The organism is Micromonospora lupini, from assembly GCF_026342015.1.
Classification (GTDB): Bacteria; Actinomycetota; Actinomycetes; order Mycobacteriales; family Micromonosporaceae; genus Micromonospora; species Micromonospora lupini_B.
Genome location: NZ_JAPENL010000002.1, coordinates 2,102,926 through 2,123,330 on the forward strand (window position 1 = coordinate 2,102,926; position 20,405 = coordinate 2,123,330).

At 71.5% G+C, this 20,405-nt stretch carries 7 protein-coding genes; 5 read left to right on the forward strand and 2 right to left on the reverse strand.

Annotated features, from left to right (window positions below; translation table 11 throughout):
• Positions 1-69 precede the first annotated feature (69 nt).
• The 4 genes from OOJ91_RS24615 (at position 70) to OOJ91_RS24630 (ending at position 19,095) form a co-directional block, all read left to right on the forward strand.
• Positions 70-9,849: an RHS repeat-associated core domain-containing protein gene (locus tag OOJ91_RS24615; RefSeq protein ID WP_266248544.1), complete on the forward strand. Its 9,780-nt coding sequence runs from the start codon at positions 70-72 to the stop codon at positions 9,847-9,849.
• Between the two features lie 54 nt (positions 9,850-9,903).
• Positions 9,904-12,198, forward strand: a complete 2,295-nt coding sequence (locus OOJ91_RS24620; RefSeq protein WP_266248545.1) for a hypothetical protein — start codon at positions 9,904-9,906, stop codon at positions 12,196-12,198.
• A 121-nt stretch (positions 12,199-12,319) separates the two neighbouring features.
• On the forward strand, positions 12,320-15,688 hold the full coding sequence (locus tag OOJ91_RS24625) for a sialidase family protein (RefSeq protein WP_266248547.1): 3,369 nt from the start codon (positions 12,320-12,322) through the stop codon (positions 15,686-15,688).
• A 98-nt stretch (positions 15,689-15,786) separates the two neighbouring features.
• Entirely contained in the window at positions 15,787-19,095 is a 3,309-nt protein-coding gene (locus OOJ91_RS24630) for an AfsR/SARP family transcriptional regulator (protein ID WP_266248548.1), read from the forward strand.
• A gap of 198 nt (positions 19,096-19,293) precedes the next feature.
• Here OOJ91_RS24630 and OOJ91_RS24635 read toward each other — a convergent pair whose 3' ends face one another.
• Positions 19,294-19,593: a hypothetical protein gene (locus OOJ91_RS24635; protein ID WP_266248550.1), complete on the reverse strand. Its 300-nt coding sequence runs from the start codon at positions 19,591-19,593 to the stop codon at positions 19,294-19,296.
• Entirely contained in the window at positions 19,590-19,808 is a 219-nt protein-coding gene (locus OOJ91_RS24640) for a hypothetical protein (RefSeq protein ID WP_266248552.1), read from the reverse strand. The genes OOJ91_RS24635 and OOJ91_RS24640 overlap by 4 nt, the downstream gene beginning before the upstream one ends.
• Positions 19,809-20,118: 310 nt before the next feature.
• Here OOJ91_RS24640 and OOJ91_RS24645 point away from each other — a divergent pair, with 310 nt between their 5' ends.
• Positions 20,119-20,349 carry a GntR family transcriptional regulator gene (locus OOJ91_RS24645; protein ID WP_007455206.1) on the forward strand — a complete coding sequence of 77 codons (231 nt, stop codon included), beginning with the start codon at positions 20,119-20,121 and terminating at the stop codon, positions 20,347-20,349.
• The last annotated feature ends 56 nt before the right edge of the window (positions 20,350-20,405 follow it).

Sequence of the window (20,405 nt, forward strand, 5' to 3'; positions counted from 1 at the left end):
TCCCACGCGTCGCGCGGTGCGACGTGTCGAGGCCCGACCCTTCGAATACCTGAGCGGAACGAGGGACACATGTCACGGAGACTGAGCAGAAGCTCAGCCGGCCTGGTGGGCCTGCTGTCGGCGGTCGGGCAGAGCAAGCTCGTCGCGGTCGGGGTCACCGTGGCGCTGCTGGCCGGCGCGGTGAGTGGGAGCGCCGGCCAGCTACCGGTGCCGGAACGCGGCCGGGACGCCTCGGCCGCGGCACCACCACCGCCCGGCCCGAAGCAGCAGTGGGGATCTGTCGCGGCGGACCGCAGCCACCTCGACGGCGCGCCCGCGAACCGCACGCTGCCGGCCACCCTGCGCAGCCGCTACCCCTCGGTGACCTCGCAGCCGAAGCTGAACAGCGCCTCGGTCGCCGCGTCGCCGACGGCCGCCGCGCCGCGCGGTTTCGACCCCGCGAAGAGCCGGGAACTGCCCGCGGCCCGCACCGCAAACGAGCGCACCTACGACAACGGCGACGGCACCCAGACCACCGAGTTCTCCGAAACCCCGATCAACTACCGCACGGCGAATGGTGACTGGCAGCCGATCGACACCCGGCTGGTGGCATCGCGGGACGCCACCTCCGGATGGCACAACGGCGCGGGCCCGGTGGACCTGCGGTTCGCCGCCCGGTCCGACGCGGCCGACCTGGTGCGGATCGCGGTCGACGGCACGCACACCGCCGCGTACGGGATCGCCGGCGCGGCCGACGTCCCCGGCTCCGTCGCCGCCGACGGCAGCGTCCTCACCTACGCCGGCGTCCGCCCGCACGTCGACGTCCGGCTGGCGTCCCAGCCCAGCGGCGTGAAGGAGACGCTGGTGCTGACCTCGCCGGCGGCCCAGGCGTCGTACCTCTTCCCGCTGCGGCTGACCGGGCTGACCGCGGCGGTGACCGGCGGACAGGTGGTCCTCAGCGACGCCGCGGGCACCCCGCGCGCCGTCATCCCGGCCGGCGACATGGTGGACTCGCGCTCCGGCGCGGCCGGCCCGGCCCGGTCGCGTGCGGTGAGCTACCACCTGGTCGACTCCGGCGGCGGGCCGGCGCTGGAGGTCCGCCTCGACGCCGACTGGCTGCGTGACCCGGCGCGGGTGTACCCGGTGCTGGTCGACCCGACCGTGCAGCTGCCGGTCGACGGCGCCGCCGCGACCGACAGCATGTACGTCCAGGGCGGCAGTTCCGCAGCGGGCACCGACCACCTGTTGGCGGGCAACGTCGGCGGTGCCTCGACGGCGTCCTACCTGAAGTTCACCGATCTGGTCTCCCGGCTCCAGTACCACACCATCTTCGGCGCCCAGCTCTGGCTGGTGAACTACGACGCCGCCTCGTGCAGCTCGCGATCGGTCACCGTGCACCCGGTGACCGGCGCCTGGTCCGGTGGTTCCGGGTACTCCTACCCGGGCCCGGCGGTCGGGGCGGCACTGACCAGCCGGTCGTTCGCGCACGGCTACATCGGGTTCGGGCAGTCGTCGTCGGCCTGCCCCACCGCCGGTGAGCTGTTCAACCTCGGTTCGGGCGGGCGGGACCTGGTACAGCGCTGGGTCGACGGCACCACGTCCAACTACGGGCTCTCGGTGCGGGCCGCCACGTCCGACACCCGGTCCGGCAAATGGTTCACCGGAACCGCGACGGCCAACCCGCCCCGGTTGTACGTGACGCACAGCCCGTACAACGCGACGTACTCGATCCCGAACCCGGTGCCGAACCCGGTCGTGTTGCAGAACCAGGCTGGGAAGATCAAGGTCACGGTCACCAACAAGAGCGCGGCGGCCTGGGCTCCCGCCGACTACTACCTGGCGTACCGGGCGTACAACGCGCAGACCGGGGCGGCGGTGACCCAGCAGCGGTCGGCGAGCCTGCCCGGCACGGTCGCGCGGAACGGCCGGGTGACCCTGGACGCGACCATCAAGGCGCTGCCGCCGGGGAAGTACTTCCTCGACTTCACCATGGTCCGCAACGGCGGACCGGTCTTCACCGACCAGCAGGTGCCGCCGATCCGGCTGGTGCTGGAGGTCTTCGACATCCCACCGGTGGTGCAGGAGCTGTACCCGCCCAATGGCTATCGGGTGCCGACCCTGACCCCGCAGCTGTGGGCGCGGGCGCTCGACGTCGACGCCCCACCAAGCGTCTCGTTGAAGTTCAAGTTCGAGGTCTGCGCGAGCGACTCCGCCGGCAAGCCGGTCAACTGCGTCAACTCGGGATATCAGGCTGGTACGGCGTGGACCGTGCCGGTCGCCACGCTGCGCTGGAGCCAGACCTACCTGTGGCGGACGTACGTCAAGGACGCCACCACCGAGGTGATCTCGCCGTACTCGGCCGTGCTGACCGCGGTACCACAGCCGGAGATCACCGGCGGGCTGGCGGGTGCGCCGTACGCGACCGAGGACCAGGAGTACGACCCGCAGAGCGGTAACTACACGACCTCGGCGGTGGATGCGACCGTGGCGACGGTCGGGCCCGAGCTGCGGTTGGTCCGCACCTACAACAGCCTCGACCCGCGCCGCGACGGGCTGTTCGGGGCCGGCTGGACCACGCGGTACGACATGCGGCTCGTCACCGACGACGACGGCTCGGGCAACGTTGTGGTCACCTACCCGGATGGGCAGGCGGTGCGGTTCGGTCGCAACGCCGACGGCAGCTACGCCGCGCCTACGGGTCGGATCGCGTCACTGACCAACGACGGCAGCTCGTGGAAGCTGCTCGACAACGCCGGAACCACCTACCAGTTCTCCGTCAACGGTCGGCTCAACCGGATCACCGACATGGCCGGGCGGGCGATCGTACTGACCTACGACCTCACCACCGGCAAGCTGGCCAAGGCCCAGGTGTCCAACAGCCGCACCAACACCGCCGGCCGCGCGCTCACCTTCGGCTGGACCGGCAACCACATCACCGCGGCGCACACCGACCCGGTCAACGGCACGACGCCCACCTGGTCGTACACCTACAGCGGCGACCTGTTGACGAAGGTGTGCGCGCCGGACACCGGCTGCACCGGCTACGACTACAGCGCCGGCTCGCACTACCGCAGCGCCGTGCTGGACTCGGGACCCGAGGCGTACTGGCGGCTCGGCGAGGCCGAGGGCACCGCGGCCGGCAGCGAGGTCGCGGTCAACCTGGGCAAGGACGCCGGCACCTATTCCGGGGTCACCCTCGGCACGACCGGCCCGCTGGCCGGCACCGCCGACACCGCCGCGACGTTCAACGGCACCTCCTCGCGGGTCGACCTGCCCAAGGGCACCCTGAAGAAGAGCCGGGACAGCGCGGTCGAACTCTGGTTCAGGGCCTCGTCCACCGGCGGCGGCGGACCGCTGCTCGGATACCAGGACAAGGCCGTAGGCACCGCCGCCAGCACCGGCGTACCGATCCTCTACGTCGGCACCGACGGCAAGCTGCACGGCCAGTTCGCCGGCGGCGCCGTCGCCCCGATCGCCTCGGCCAATACGGTCGTCGACGGCCGGTGGCACCACGCGGTGCTCTCCGCGATGGGCACCACCCAGACCCTCTACCTGGACGGGTCGAAGGCCGGCGAGCTCACCGGCCGGACGATCGACGCCTCGCTGCTCACCTTCAACCAGATCGGCGCGGCATACGCCAGCACCCCGGGATCCTGGCCGGGCTGGGGCAGCGTGGCTCAGCGCTCCTTCTCGGGGGCGATCGACGACGTCGCGATCTACTCCGGCCCGCTCGGGCCGCCCTCGGTCGCCGCGCACTACCGGGCCGGCGCCGGCCAGGCCGACCAACTCGCCAAGGTCACCCTGCCGAGCGGCAAGGTCGCCTCGTCGGCCAGCTACGACGTGGGCACCGACCGGGTGAAGGAGTACACCGACGACAACGGCGGCACCTGGCGAATCGGTCGGCCCACGGTCTACGGCAACGCCACCGACCTGCGGCGCAGCGTCGAGGTGCTCGACCCCGCCAACCGACCCAGCCTTTACGAGTACGACGCGATCGGCGGCTGGGTGCTGCGGATCGGCCTGCCGCTGGGCATCGAGACCCGCGACGAGGACCAGCCGGGGGAGCCCACCCCGCCCCCGTCGCCGCCCGTGCAGACCTGCACCGCACCCGACCCGAACGACCCGGCGTTCTGCACCGTCATCCCCGGCGACTCCGGTGGACCGGTCTTCGTCCGGTACGACGCCGATGGCACCAGCATCCGCAGCTTCTCCTACGACGAGTTCGGGAACCTGAGCACCGTCATCGACGAGAACGGCGACGGCGTCTGGCTGACCTACGACGACCGGGGCAACGTCACCTCGCAGAAGACCTGCCGCACCGCGACCGAGTGCCACACCAGCTACAGCACCTACCCGGCGGTCACCAACCCGTACGACCCCCGCAACGACCGGCCCACCGAGGTTCGCGACGCCCGGTCGGCCAGCGCCACCGACAACACGTACCGCACCGCCTACACCTACCACTCAAGCGGCCAACTCGCGTCGCAGACCCTGCCCGACGGCACCCTGTTGAAGAACACGTACACCACGGGCGCCGAGGCCGCGGTGGGCGGGGGCTCACCGCCGGCCGGCCTCCAGGCCAGCTCAATCAACGGCCGGAACAAGGTCACCCAGTACGCCTACTACGCCAACGGCGACCTGGCCAGGACAATTCAGCCGTCCGGTCTCGTCACCGAGTACACCTACGACGCCCTCGGCCGACAGGTCTCGGTGAAGGAGATCTCCGACAGCTATCCCAACGGCGTGCTGACCACGCAGACCTACGACGCGATGTCCCGCCCGCTCGTCATGACCGAACCGGCGACCACCGACGCGGTGACCGGGGTACGGCACCAGCGCCGTACCACCGACACGTACGACCTGGACGGCAACGGCACGAAGGTGGAGGTCGCCGACGCGGTCGGCCCCGACGCGGCCCGGGCCTCCACTGTCGAGTACGACGAGCACAACCGCCCGTCGCTGGTCACCGACGCGGAGGGCGGCCAGACCGCCTACAACTACGACGTCTTCGGCAACCGGACCTCGGAGGCCGACCCCAACGGCAACCGGTACGACTACGCCTTCACCGCCCGCAACGCCCTCGCCGAGGTGCGGCTGCGGGACTGGCACAGCGACCCGGCCGGTGTCCCGGCCCCGGCCACCGGCGACTACCTGGTGCTGCACTCCTACAGCTACGACTTCGGCGGCCGGCTGGCGAGTGACACCGACGCGATGGGCCGCCGCACCGAGTACGAGTACTACAAGGACGGCCTGGCCAGCCGGGCGGTGCTGCGCAACTTCCACAACCCGGACGGCAGCAGCCGCGACTTCGTTCTCGAACAGGACAGCTACGACGGCGCCGGCCATCTCACCCAGCAGGTCACCGGCAACGGTCTGACGACCACGCGGCTGGCCGTCGACAGGCTCGGCCGGGTCACCTCGACCACCGCCGACCCCGGCGGGCTGGCCCGCACCGAGACCAGCACGTACGACGGCAACGGGAACGTCACCCGGGTCACCCGGACCGGGAAGCCGTCCAACGTCCCCTGGACGGTGGCGGTGGTCACCGAAACCGTGGACCGCAGCTACGACGACGGCGACAACCTCATCGAGGAGCGGACCAGCGACGGCGGCACCACCCGGCGCACCACGTACGGCTACGACCAGCGTGGCCTGCAGACCGCCTGGACCGATCCGCGCGGCAACGCGACCGGTGCCGACCCGGCGGCCTTCACCACCAGCTACACGTACGACGAGCTGGGCCGGCCCGTGACCACCATGGGCGCGCCGGTGTCGGTGGAGAGCAACGGCCAACCGGCGGCCACCGCCAGGCCCGTCACGACGACCGGCTACGACACGTTCGACGAGCAGACCGAGCTGCGCGACCCGGTCGGCAACGTCTCCGGCACCGGCTACGACCGCGTGGGCCGGGCGATCACCTCGACCGCACCCAGCTACCAGCCGCCCGCCCCGGCCGAGGCGGTCATCCCGATCAGCCGCATGAAGTACGACGCAAACGGCAACGTCGTCGAGGTCACCGACCCCCGCGGCAACGTGACCCGCTCCGGATATGACCAGCTCAACCGGTTGGTGACGCTGGACAAGCCGGCGTCGACCAACGACGAGAGGGCGGTCACCAGCTACTCCTACACCCGCACCGGCATGCCGCTGGCGACCGTCGACCCGCTCGGTGCCCGGGTCGAGTCCACCTACGACGACCTCGACCGGCCGGTCACCAGCACCGCGTACGAGCGCAAGCCGTCGGCCCGGACCCTCGTCACCCGCACCGGATACGACGACGCCGGCAACGTCTCATCGACCCTGTCGCCCACCGGCGCCCTGGTGGTGACCGGCTACGACACCCTCGGCCAGCCGACCAAGTCGACCGATTCGGCCAACGTGGTGACCCAGCTCGGCTACGACTACGCCGGTCGCCAGGTACGGGCCAGCGACGGCCTCGGCCGCACCCATCAGAGCAGCTACGACCTGTTCGGACAACTGACCGCCGAGTCGGACCGCAAGCCCGACGGCACGGTGCTGCGCACCAGGAGCTACGGGTACGACCTGGCCGGCAACCGCACCGACGTCACCGACGCGCTGACGACAACCAGCACCTACGCGTACGACGCGGCGAACCAGCTGATCCGGCAGATCGAGCCGGTCAACACCGGCAAGTCGATCACCACCACGTTCGGCTACGACGCCGCCGGTGACCCGACCCGGTACACCGACGGGCGGCAGAACGTCACGGTCACCACGTACAACTCGCTGGGTCTGCCGGAGTTGCAGATCGAGCCGTCCACCTCGGCCCAGCCGGCCGCGGCGGACCGCACCTTCACCACGGCGTACGACGCCGCCGGCAACCCGCGCCGGCTGATCCAGCCGGGCGGGGTGCAGCGCACCCGGACCTACGACGCGGCGAACCGGCTGTCCGGCGAGATCGGCAGCGGCGCCGAGGCGAACACCGCCGCCCGCACGGTCCACTACGACCTGGCCGGGCAGGTGCTCGACGTCAACGCGGCCTCCGGCACCAACGCCTACGACTACGACGACCGGGGCAACCTGCTCGGCACCACCGGTCCCGGCGGGACCGCCGCCTTCGGCTACGACGGTGACGGCAACCGGACCAGCCGCTCCGACAGCACCGGCGCCGCGGTGTACACCTACACCAACGCCCGGCTCACCGCCATCCAGGACGGGCTCACCGGCGCCACCCAGAAGATCGGCTACGACGCGGCCGGCGCGGTCAAGACGATCGACTACGGTGCCGGCCGGCTGCGGACCTTCGGCTACGACGACTTCGGCCGCAGCAAGTCCGACACGCTGGCCAACCAGGCCGGGCAGAGCGTGTCCGCCACCACCTACGACTATGACCTGGCCGACCGGCTGCGCGGCGAGACGACCGCCGGCACCGCCGGGGCCGGCGCCCGCACCTACACCTACGACCTGGCGGGCCGGCTCACCGGACAGACCGACGGCGGCACGACCACGCCGTACGACTGGGACGACGCGGGCAACCGGATCAAGGCGGGGGCGAAGACCGCCAGTTTCGACGAGCGGAACCGGCTCCGGTCCGACGGCGACTACACCTACACCTACACCGCCCGGGGCAGCCTGCGCAGCCGGACCAGCTCCGGCCTCACCGAGCAGTTCTCCTACGACGCCTTCGACCGGCTGCTCAACGCCGGAGCGCAGACCTACACCTACGACGGGCTCGACCGGGTCGCCGCCCGCAACGGCGCCACCTTCACCTACGCCGGCCAGGGCGACGAGGTGGTGTCCGACGGCGTCGAGAAGTACGCCCGCGGACCCGGCGACGAACTGCTCGCCACGGGCAAGGGCAGCACCCAGCGGCTCAGCCTGACCGACGACCACGGTGACGTGGTGGGCGCCTTCGACCCCACCGACGGGACGCTGAGCAAGCTGCCCGACTCCACCGCCTACGACCCGTTCGGAAAGGTCACCGCGACCGCCGGCGACACCGGCTCGCTCGGCTTCCAGGGTGACTGGACCGACGACGCCACAGGTCAGGTCGACATGGGCGCCCGCTGGTACAACCCCGGCACCGGCGCCTTCGACTCCCGCGACGACGTCAGCTACGACGGTGGAGCGTCGGTCGGCGCCAACCGGTACACCTACGGCAACGCCGCGCCGCTGAACTACACCGACCCGGACGGCCACCGCTCCGTGTACCGCTGTCACCTCAAGTGGGGTTGGCTGCCCGTCTGCCGTTACTACCAGGTACTCGACGGGTGTGACCTGGTCTGCCAGCTCACCGGCGCGAGTCAGAAGATGGCCGACGCCATCGCGGCGCAGGCGCGGGCCCAGGAGAGGGTTGCGCACCAGAAGTCGCAGCAGGTTTGCTGCAGTCCGAACCCGCACGTGAGCTATCCCTCCTACGCGCCGGCCGCCGTACACGGAGGTTCCGGTGGTGGTGGCGGCGGTGGTGGTTCTGGCTGCGGCGCCTGCTACGACCCCGCGGCCGCCCGGCAGCGGGCCTACGACCACGCGAAGGCCGTCAGCGACGCGGCCCGCGCCAGCAACGCCAGTTCGGCCAAGAACTCCGGCCGGCCGGTGAGCCGGGCGGCCCGCACCCCGGCACTGCCCAGCGGCAGCGTGATCTCCTCGACGCCGCACCTGCCGGCGAAGTCGGTCTCCGGGACCAAGGACGTCGTCGCCGACGCCCGCAACGGCACCGACGAGGTCTACCAGAAGGCGGTACGGGCGGCCGGCTCACCGATCACCAACGTCTCCGCCGGTTCGTCCGGTACCGGCAAGGTCTCGTTCAGCGGCGGTGGCGGTGGCGGCAGCTTCTCGCTCGGCGACCTGAAGCACATCGACTGGGGCAGCCTCGGCGACTCCATCACGAACGGCGACCTCGTGAAGGGGATCGGCAACACGCTGGTGGACACGGCGAAGTCGGTCTACGACGACGCGAACAGCTGCCTCTCCGACGAGAACATGCAACGCAGCTACGCGGACCGGGACTGGGCCGCCTGCGGCTGGACCGCGGTGAACATCGGCGGCCTGTTCACCGGCGGCGAGGGCACCGCCGCGGTCAGCGCGGCCAGGACGGCCGGGCGCGCGGCGGCGGAGACGACGGCGAGTGCCGCCACGAAGACCGTCTCGGCGTCGTGCGCGGCAGCCGGCAACAGCTTCACCGGCGACACGCCGGTGAGGCTGGCCGACGGCGGCAGCAAGCAGATCAGCGAGGTACGGATCGGGGACCGGGTCGAGGCCACCGACCCGACCACCGGCCGAACCGCCGCCGAGACCGTCACCGACGTGATCACCGGGAACGGCCGCAAGGCGATGACCGAGATCACCGTCGACACCGACGGCTCGGCGGGCGACGCCACCGGCACGGTCACCGCGACCGACGGTCACCCGTTCTGGGTGGCCGACCAGCACCGCTGGGTGACCGCGAAGGACCTGGTGCCCGGCGCGCGGATCAAGACCGACGACCACCACACCGCGGTCGTGCTGGCGCTGCACCAGGAGAACCGGTACCAGACGGTCTACAACCTGACCGTCGACACCCTGCACACCTTCTACGTGGTGGCCGGCGACAGCGACCTGCTGGTCCACAACTTCGACCTGAGCAAGTGCAGACAGCTTGCGGCGCGGGCGGTGGGCCCGGTCGTCGAGCGGACCGGCAACGGGCTCGGTTGGGTCACGGAGCACTACCTGACCGACCCCCTGCGGTACGTCAAAGCTAACGCCGGCCGAGCCACCCTCCGATGTGTGGTCATGCCGGTCACCTCGGGCGCCGTCGGCTACTGGACGCTCGGCAACCGGGTCGGGCTCGGGGTGGGGGCGCTGAACCTGAGCACCTGCGTCTTCAACATCGTCCACGACGCGTGGCCGACCAAGAAACCCCCCAAGCCGTAGCCGACCGATCGATCAGCCACCGGAAACACGTCATCGCGAGGAGAGAACGACTTCATGAGAGCACTGACAACCGGCCGGCGGAGGCGGGACGTGGCACGCGTCCTGATCGCCCTGACCGCGATGCTGGCGTCGGCCCTGCCGGCGACAGCCCTCGTGCACACCCCGGCGGCGCGAGCCGACGCGGCCGGCGGGGGCGGCGACTTCGTACCGGTCGCCGGCACGGCCGTGCTGTTGGACACCCGCAGCGGGACCGGCGCGACCAAGGGCGTCCGGGCCGCCGGCAGCACCACCACCGTCGCCGCCCTCGGCGTCGGCGGGGTGCCCACCTCGGGGGTGAGCGCGGTCCTGGTCCGGGTCGCGGCGCTCAAGCCGACCGTGGCGACCTTCCTCGAGGTCTGGCCGGACGGGATCACCCGGCCGAACGTGACCACGCTGTCCGCCGGAGTCGGCGAACAGATCTCGACCGTGGCCGTGGTGAAGGTCGGCGCGACCGGGAAGATCTCGGTCTACAACTCCGGCGCGACCGACATCGTGCTGGAGGCGCAGGGCTACTTCAAGTCCGTCCAGGGCAGCACGGGCGGCGGGTTCGTGCCGACCGCCACGACCCGCCTGATCGACACCCGCAGCGGGCTGGGCACAACCGCCGGCAAGATTCCCGCCGGGGGCAGCCGAACCGTGACGATCACCGGCACCCCGGTACCGGCGGGTGCCGCCGCCGCCGTGGCCAACGTGTCCGTGCTGGGCGCCACCACCGCCGGTTGGCTGTCGGTCGGGCCGTCCGGCGGCAGTGCCCACCCGCTGCTGAACTACGAGACCGGCACCACCCAGTCGGCCGCCGTACTCGCGCTCCCCAGCACCGGCAAGGTGGTCATCACCAACAAGGGTTCCGCCGCGGCCGACGTGATGGTCAACGTGACGGGCTACTTCTCGGCCAGCCCGACCGCCGGTGCCGGCCTGCGCCCGGTGGCCGGTCGCCTGGTCAACACCCGTACGGTCGGGGCCGGCCTGCCGGTCCCGGCGAACGGCACGATCGACGTCCAGCTGGGCGGCACCTGGGGGTTGCCGACCCGGGGGATCGCCGGTGCGGCGCTGAGCGTCGTGGTGACCCCGGTGGCGGCCGGCTACCTGAAGGTGTGGCCGGTCGGCGAGACCGAGCCTGGCACGACAGTGATGGACTTCAAGGCCGGCGTCTGGCGGGAGAACGCCATGGTGCTCAAGCCGGGCACCGACGGCAAGATCCGGATCCGCAACGGCAGCTCCGGCACCGCCCACATCGTCGTCGACCTGCAGGGCTGGTTCGCCGACCCGCTGCCCGCCACGCCGGTGGCGCTGAACACCCCGGTGGCGGTGCTGCAGGGACCGCCGCTCGTCGCCGGCGGGGTGGGTGCGCTCGAGTACGCCTACGTCGACAACAGCGGCAACGTCCGCTGGGGGCACCAGTCGGATCTGGACAGCTTCAACTCCACGAAGTGGACTGTCATCTCCGGTGGCGAGCGGTTCTCCGGGCCGCCGGCGCTGGCGGCACTGGCCGACGGTCGGATTCAGGTGTCGGCGCAGTTCCGCGACGGCAACATCTGGTCGGACGCCGAGACGACTGCGGGCGGCCCGGCCTGGAACCCGTGGAGCAACCTCGGCGGCTCGATGGCCGCCGCCCCGATCGCCGGGAAACTGGCGGGCGGGACGGTCGTGCAGTTCGCCGTCGACGTGGACGGCCGGTTGTGGGCGTACGCGCAGACCGGCACCGTGCCGTACTGGCGGAGCCTGGGCGACCAGGACCTCACGGCCACGTTGACGGCGATCCGGGTGCAGAACGGATTGCGGGTCTTCGGAGTCGACACCCAGGGCGCCGTCAAGACGATCGAGTACTACGACGACGGTTCCCTGTCGTCCTGGACGAGCCTCGGCGGTAACGGGCTCGCCGGCACCCCGGCCGTGGTGGCTCGGCCGGGCTTCCAACTGCAGGTCTTCGCCCGCTCGTCCGCCGGCACCATCGTGTCGAAGCTTCAGGACATCAACGGCGGTTGGCCGGCGGACTGGCAGACGACCGGCACGATCGCCGCGGACTCGGCGACGCCGATCCCCGCGTTCGCCGGTGCGCCGGCCGCGGTGATCGCCCCGACCACCGGCCGGGCCACGGTGGTCGTTCGCGGCACCGACAGTCAGCTTTACCAGGTCACGGAGACCGCGACGGGAACCGACGTCTGGGGCGACTGGATCAAGACGGTTCAGGGGGACGTTCCGGAGTCCGCCGATCCGACGATCCTGGCGTACCACAACGTGAACGACGACTACCTGCTGATCGTGTGCCGGGACCGCAACGGCACCCCGGACTTCTACACCCCGCAGTAGGGCCGACCGTGCCGTGACCTCGGCCGCCGAGGTCACGGCACGCCGGTCGTCGATCGTGGTCGAACCAGCCGAAGAGAGCGGATCAGCCTTGCCCAAGTCACGTGAAAGTCGCCGTCGCCGGATGGCGCGGCTTGCCGCAGGGCTGACCTCGGTTCTGGTCCTCGGGGCCGGCGCGGGGGTCGCCGCCCCGGCGCTGGGCTCGGTGACCCTGTCCACCGCGGCCGTCGGCGTACAGCAGGTGCTCTTCCGCAGCGGTACCGGCGGTTACGGCTGCTACCGGATCCCGGCCATGGTCAAATCGGCGGCGGGCAGCCTGCTGGCGTTCGCCGAGGCGCGCAAGTCGCCGTCCTGTGCGGACCGCGGCGACATCGACCTGGTGGTGCGTCGCTCCACCAACAACGGTCGCACCTGGGGGCCGATCCGAGTCGTCCTGACGGGCAGTGACACCGACGCCGACGCCCCGTTCACCCGGGGCAACGCGGCACCGGTGGTCGACGAGACCACCGGCCAGATCTTCCTGATCAGCACCTCCAACCCGGTGACGATCACCGGCGACCGCCTCCCGTGGCTTCAGGAGAGCGACGACGACGGGATCAGCTGGTCAGCGCCGAGAGCGCTGGGCACGACGTTCAGCGGGAGCACCGACGGTTGGTTCGCGACCGGGCCGTCCCACGGCATCCAGCTCAGGAACGGCGCCCACGCCGGCCGCCTCGTCGTCGGTGCCCACCAGGTCCCCGACTCGACCACAGTGAACGCCGGTGTGCTCTACAGCGACGATCACGGCACCACCTGGCACGCCGGTCCGGCGGCCAACTCGTACGTCCCCGGGGTGATGAATCCGGGCGAGGTGTCCGTGGCCGAGTTGCCCGGCGGGAGCATCTACGCCGAGGCTCGCAACCAGATCGGCGGTTCCGGCAACCACCGCGCCAGGGCGGTGAGTACCGACGCTGCCATGCCCGCCTTCACCGCGGTCCCCTCGCTTGTGGGACCCGATGTGCAGGGCGCCGTGCTCACCCTGCGCTCGGTCCGCCAGAGCCAGCCCGGAGACACCCTGATCTACTCCGGTCCGGCCGACCCGACCGACCGCAAGCTGTTGCAGATCCGGTACTCCACGGACCAGGGCGTGACGTGGAAGACCCCGTCCCACGGACTGATCACCAATGACCGTTCGGGTTATTCGGACCTGGCCGAGCTGTCCGACGGCGAGATCGGCGTGCTCTACGAGGGTGGGGCGAACACCGACGAGTTCGGAAATTCGGGGTTCTCCGCTGACGAGATCCGGTTCACCCGCCTCACCCCGAGTCAGCTCGGGCTGCCGGGCACCTTCACCGGTCTGGTCTCCCCGCAGACCTCCCCGGCCGCGGCACCGACCACCCCGGACGCCACGCCGGAGGCAAACGACGGGTACCTGAGTGGCAACGCGGCGCTGGCTGCCGGCCGGTTCGGGCAGGGCCTGTCGCTGGACGGCACCGGCGACTACCTGGACGTCCCGTTCGCCAGGACGGTGGACCCGGGTGCCGGCGACTTCACCTACTCCACCTGGTTCAGCTACCACGCCGGCAGTACCAGCCCTGACCAGGTGCTGTTCTGGGGATACGGGGTCGGCGCCGACAAGCCACAGCTGTGGTTGCGCGCCCAGCCGTCGCAGGACCGGCTCTTCGCCTGGGTGCAGGGCGTCAGCGGTCGGACCACTGTCGCCGTGACCGATGCCGTCGGTACCGGGTTCGGCGACGGGGCCTGGCACCACCTGTCCCTGGTCCGCTCGGGCGGCCAGGTCACCCTCACCGTGGACGGCACGCGTTCCGGCTCCGCGACCGGTGTCGCCGGCTCGGTGACCGGCAGCCCGCAGGACGGCGTCGAGGGGTTACGGCTGGGCGCCCGGCCGGACGCTACCGCCGCCGATCCGTTCACCGGTGCCCTCGACGACTTCCGGTTCTACCGGCAGGCGCTGACCGGCGACCAGCTCGACCAGTTGTACGCCGCCAACACCGCCGTGCTCGACGACGATCCCGAGGCCGCGGTCAACAAGGCGCTCGGGCTGCGCCTGCCGTTCCAGGTAATCGACGCCGCGACCCCGCCGACCCGGACCCGGGTGGCCATCGAGGACGATGTGTCCGGGCACTGCGCGAGCGCCACCCTGCTCGGCGGCGCGCCGAGCCTGGCGGCCGGCCGCATCGACAGCAAGGCGCTTGCCGTCAACAGTGCCCATCCCGGGGTGCAGACCCCCTTCCGGCCGACCCTGGACGTCGGCTCCGGTGACTTCACCTTCACGACCTGGTTCCAGTACACGGCGTCCAGCGCCAGCCCCAACCAGGTGTTGGTCTGGGCGTACGGCCTGGGTGCTGAGCAGCGGCAGGTCTGGTTGCGGGCCCAACCCGCCCAGGATCGGCTGTACGCCCTGGTGCAGACCGACGCCGGACAGGTCGGCGTCGGGCTGAAAGACGGCTCGTCGGCGACCGCCTTCGGTGATCAGGGTTGGCACCTGCTCGCCCTGACCCGCTCCGGTGGACAGGTCCAGTTGAGCGTGGACGGTGGCACACCGGCCAGCGCCGCCGGGCTCACCGGATCGGTCACCGCGAACGCGGCGGCCGGGATCGACGGGCTGCGCCTGGGTTCCCGGCCGGACGGTGCCGACGTGCTGACCGGCAACCTCGACGAGTTCCGGCTCTACCACCGCGCGCTGAGCGCCGCGGAGCTGCGCTCCATGGCGGCCGTCAGGTACCCGAAGGACAACCCGGCGGTGCGGTGGACCTTCGAGTCGGCCTACACCCAGGCCCACAACGTGGTGGTGCCGTCCCCGGCCAGCGGCCCGGCGACCCCCGACTCGTCAGTGCACTGTGGCGACGCCTACCTACGCGCCGGGGCGACCACCACGACCGGCGGCAAGTTCGGGGCCGCCCTGACCGTGGGCGGCACCGGCGGCACGGTGCAACTGCCATACGTTGCGGCCACGGCGCTGGGTTCGGGTGACTTCACCGTCTCCACCTGGCTCAGGTACACCCCGACCAGCGCCAAGACCGATCAGGTGGTGCTCTGGGCGTACGGCGTGGGCGCTTCGCGACGGCAGCTCTGGCTGCGCGCCCAGCCCGCCCAGGATCGGTTGTACGTCCTCCTCCAGACCGAGACCGCGACGACGACGGTCTCCGCACCCGACACCTCCTCGGCCGCGGCCTTCGGCGACAACCGGTGGCACCACGTCGCCCTGCGGCGCTCGGCCGGCACCCTGTCGCTGATCATCGACGGCGTCACCCGGGGCAGCAGCGTCGTCCCGGTGGGCTCCCCGACCTACGGCGACGCGTTCGCGGTGGACGGTTTCCAGCTCGGCGGCAAGCCCGGCGGTGGTGAACCACTCAGCGGCTCGCTGGACGAGTTCCGGATCTTTCGCCGGTCGCTGACCGACGCCGAACTCGAGGGCGTCCGACTGACCAACGCCGACCTGGGCACGATGACCGCCCTCCGGCTGCCCTTCGATGCGACCACCGGCCGTTAGGCCGCCGTCGGCCGACCGGCCGGCGGCGGCCATCCGGACCGTTGCGTTGTGACGGTGCGGACAGTGACACCAAGATTCGGTGGTCGTATCTTCAGCCCATGTCCTTAGAGGCGCTCAGTTTTAGGCTGCTGGGCCCGCTCGAGGTCAGCATCGGCGATCGCCTGCTGACGCTGACCAGCCAGCAGCGGACGCTGTGCACGGCGCTGTTGCTCGACGCAAATCATGTGGTCTCCGTCGGCCGGTTGGTGGACGCGCTCTGGGGCGACCGGCCGCCGGTGGCGGCGGCCGCGCGGGTGCGTTCCCTGATCGCCGAGATCCGACGGCTGCTGGGACCGGATGCGGCCGGCGCCGTCATCACCCGAAGCCCCGGTTACCTGATCAGCGTCGATCCGGCCCGGATCGACATCCTGGAGTTCGAGCAGTCCCTGGAAGCGGCGACGAAGGCGGCGGCGCTGCGGAACTGGGTCGAGGCGCTCGACGGCTTCGACCGGGCGCTCGGCGAGTGGCGCGGGGCACCGATTCCCGATCTGGCCGCGGCCCCGGAGCGGCAACGGCTGGAGGAACTGCGGGCCGTGGCGACCGAGGGTCGGCTCGAGGCGACGATAGCCCTGGGCCGGCACGGTGAATCCGTCGCCGAACTGACCCGGCTCGTCCGGGACCATCCGTTGCGGGAGCGTCCGCACGCCCTGCTCATGGAGGCGCTCTACCGCGACGGCCGCTCGGCCGAGGCGCTGGAGGTCTTCTCGACCTTCCGGGGTGCGCTCGTCGAGACGCTGGGTATCGAGCCCTCCACCCGGCTTGCCGGGCTCCAGCTGCAGGTGTTGGCGGGAACGCTGCCGGACCTGGCTCCCGGGAGGGCCGCCGCGCCGGAACCGACCATCGGCCCCGGCGGCCCGCTCGTGCCCCGGCAGCTGCCGGCCGTGACGACCCTCTTCGTCGGCCGCGCGGAAGAACTCGGCCAGCTCGACGAACTCCACCGCACCGGCGAGCCGGTCGTCGTGATCACCGGTCCGGCCGGTGCCGGCAAGACCACTCTGGCGTTGCGCTGGGCACACGCCTCGGCCGGCGACTTCCCGGACGGCCAGCTCTTTCTGGACATGCGCGGCTTCGACGGCGGCGAGCGCATGGGCGTCGCCGAGGCGCTCCCGCTCCTCCTGCAGGGTCTCGGTTGCCGTCCGCAGGACATCCCGCCGACCCTCGCCGGCCAGACGGCGCAGTACCACACGCTTCTCTCGGAGCGGAAGATCCTCCTCGTCCTCGATGACGTCGCCGACGCGGGGCAGATCCGGGATCTGCTGCCCGGCACCACCCACTCGTCGACCCTGGTGACCAGCCGCGACCGGCTGACCGGACTGGCGGCCACTACCGGGGCCCGGGTGCTCAGCTGCGATGTGCTGGCGCCGGGGGAATCGGTCGCCCTGATCGGCCGGGCGGTCGGCGCGGCGCGGACGTCGGCCGAGCCGGAGGCCGTCGCGCGGCTCGTCGAGCTGTGTGACCGGCTCCCGCTGGCGCTGTGCGTGGCCGCGTCCCGCATCGCCGAGGACGCCGGCCCGGGCAGCGTCGGCCGGCTGGTGTCGGAACTCGTGGAGCGCGGACGGCTCGCCCGGCTGCGGGTCGAGGGGGTTGAAGGGACCGCCGTCCGCTCGGCGCTCGACGCGTCCTACAGCGTGTTGTCCGACGCCGAGAAGGCGGTGCTGCGCGCCGTCGGCCTGGCGCCCGGAACTGCCCGCTCGGTCGCCGCGGTGGCGGCCGGTTCCGGTCTGGACGCGGGAACCGTGGAAGACGCGTTACGGGCCGCGGCTCGGTTGCATCTCGTCCGTCAGACGGGGGCCGGGCGCTTCGGCTGGCACGACCTGATTCACGAGTACGTCACGCAGCGCCTCGGTCTGGAGGAGACCGAGGGGAACCGACTGGCCGGGCTTCGCCGGATGCTCGACCACTATCTCGGCAGTGCGGTCGCGGCGGCCCGGGTGAGCGGGTGGTACGTGCCGCGGCCGCCGCTCGGACCGGTCGACGCCATCGTCGAGGCGCGGCGGTTCTCCGACCCGGCCACGGCCCAGGCGTGGTTTGACGGCGAGTGGGAGGACATGGCGGTGGTGATCGCCCACGTCGCGGAGAGCGGGCCACGCCGCTACGCCTGGCTGCTTGTCGACGCGCTGCGGGATTTCCTCCTGCATCGCCGCCCGGCGGCGGACTACATCCGCGTGGCGGGTACGGCGCTGCTGGCCGCCGAGCTCGACGGTGACCTGTTGGGGCAGGCCGCGATGCGGGTGTCACTCGGCCGGGCCAAATGGCGGATAGCCGAGCTGCCGGGCGCGTTCAGCGAGTTCAGCGAGGCGGGTCGGGTCGCCGCCTACGCGCGGTGGCGAGCGGGGCAGGCCCAGGCGGTCCAGGGCGTCGGGCTGGTCCTCAAGCAGATGGGGCACCTCAAGGAGGCACAGGCCCACTACCGCCAGGCGGCGGCCCTCTATCGCGAACTGGACGACGTGCGAGGCGAGGCGGCCTGCCTCAACAGCCTGGCCTCCGCCCACATCACCCTGGGCCGGCTGCCGGAAGCCGACGAGGCGCTGACGGCGGCGCTGCCGCTCGCCCGTCGGGTGGATCCGCACCTGCGCTCCCTGGTGCTGGTCAACCTCGCCCTGGTGAACCGGGAACGGGCCCGGTTCGCCCCCGCGCTGTCGCTACTGGAGGAAGCGCTGCTCGTGGCCGCCGAGACCGGCTCGATGTACGCCCGCGCGATGATCATGGAAGTCTTCGGCCACGTACACAGCGACCTCGGTCGCAGCGCGCTCGCCCGATCGGCCTTCGCGGAGTCGATCGAGCTGGCCGAGCGCGCCGAGAGCCAGAGCTGCCTGGTGGCCTCCCTGGTCGGACTGGCCAACCTGGACCGGGCCGCCGGCCGGATCACCGAAGCCAGGGCGCAGCTCGCCGCGGCGCACCGGGTAGCCGACCGGCTCGGCCTCGCCGAGTCGATGACCCAGGTGCTGATCGGCGAGGCAGCGGTGCGCCTGACCGACGACAGACCCCGTGCGGCGTTGCCGTGGCTCGAGCGGGCCGGCGAGCTGGCCACCGCGTCCAGCCCGCTCGATCTGCCCCGCGTACGCCTGCTTGAGTCGTGCGCGCTCGCCCGACTGGAGCGACTCGGCGAGGCGCTCGCGGCGGCCGGCGAGGCGGCCCGGTTGGCCGACGAATCGGGACAACGTCTGGTTCAGGCCCGCGCGCTCAACGCGCTGGCCGCCCTGCACGAGGCGACCGGAGGCGCGGCGGCGGGCGTCCGCGCCCAGGCCGGCGCCATCGTCGACGAGATGGAGCTGCGGACCCAAGCCCTAGGTCAAGACGGGGCTGGGGCTGCGGCGGAGGGCGCTGGCGATCCGCTGTGGTTGCCGGCCGTGTCGATGTGCTGTTGAGCGGTATACCTCAGAGGTATGAATATGACTCTGAGGTATACCGCTGACGACCGCGTCCGCCCCCACGCAGGTGACAGACGGTCACCGCCGGCCGCCAGCTGCGCCCACCGCCCCAGCCAGGGTCAGGAATTACTCGTCTAGCTGAGCGGCGATCAGGGCGGACAACGAGGAACGATGGGGGATCGCACTCTCGTGGTGCTAGGCGGTTCGTGCGCGGGCGGGTCTGGGGCGAGGCTTGGCGTACGGTTTCCGACCCACGAGCGTTGGAGCCGGAGCCCTCCTCTCGACCACGATGCCGGCGCGCTGGACGTACAGCTCCCGCTTGGCGGTGGCGTCACCCCTGACATCCAGGACGTAGCCCGTCAACCACATCCAGCCGCTGTACGGGTCGATCTCCCCGACGGACACGAGCCGGAGTCGCAGCGCACGGTCTCCGGTGAACTGCGGCGAGCATGCCGGCCCAATCAGCAGCAGGTCGCCGGGGTTGAGCGCGTTCACGGCAGCCAGGCGAGGAAGCGGAGGCGGAGCGCGCCCGGCGGAGCCCAGCTCATGTCCCGCTCGGCGGACACCAGAAGCGTGCCCATGTAGACGGCCAGCGTGAACGACGAGTCGGCGTACTCGCCCAACAGTTCCTCTCGGCGGATGGCGCAGGGCCACGGCCTGTCGCACGTCTCGCACAGCCAGAGGGGCAGGATCGGTCCGTGCCGGGTCATCGGCCCTCACCCGGCCAGTGCCCCCGGTGGATCGGAATGCGGTGACGGGAGCGGCAGGGCAGTTCGGCGCCGCATCGGCAGACGTTCCGCCACCGCTTCCACGACCAGACCGGCCGGTGCCGGCGCGCGAGGGTCATCGCCACCGACAGCACGTAATCGTCGAACCGGACTATTCGCACCTGACCTCCCACAGCCGGTCGCTTCTCTGCAACCCACCGTAGACCAACCTGTACAGCCTGTATACCACGTCTAGGACGGGCAGCCTGTACCCGACGCACATCCTGTGCGGCCCGTCCATAGGCTGCGGATCATGGTTGACGAGATGTCTCCGGTGCCGTTCTATGTCCAGCTCGCGGATGCCCTCGCCAAGCAAATCGAGAGCGGGAAGCTCAAGCCGCGCCAGCCCCTTCCGAGTGAGTCCACGCTCCAGCAGGAGTACGGCGTCGCTCGCGGCACGGTCCGGTCGGCAGTGCGACTGCTCCGGGAGCGCGGGTTGGTCGTCACGTTCACCGGACGCGGGACCTTCGTCAGCGACAAGTAGGCGAGTGGACACCTGCCGGGTGATTGACCGTGCGGCCCGGTGCTGGCCTGGCGCCT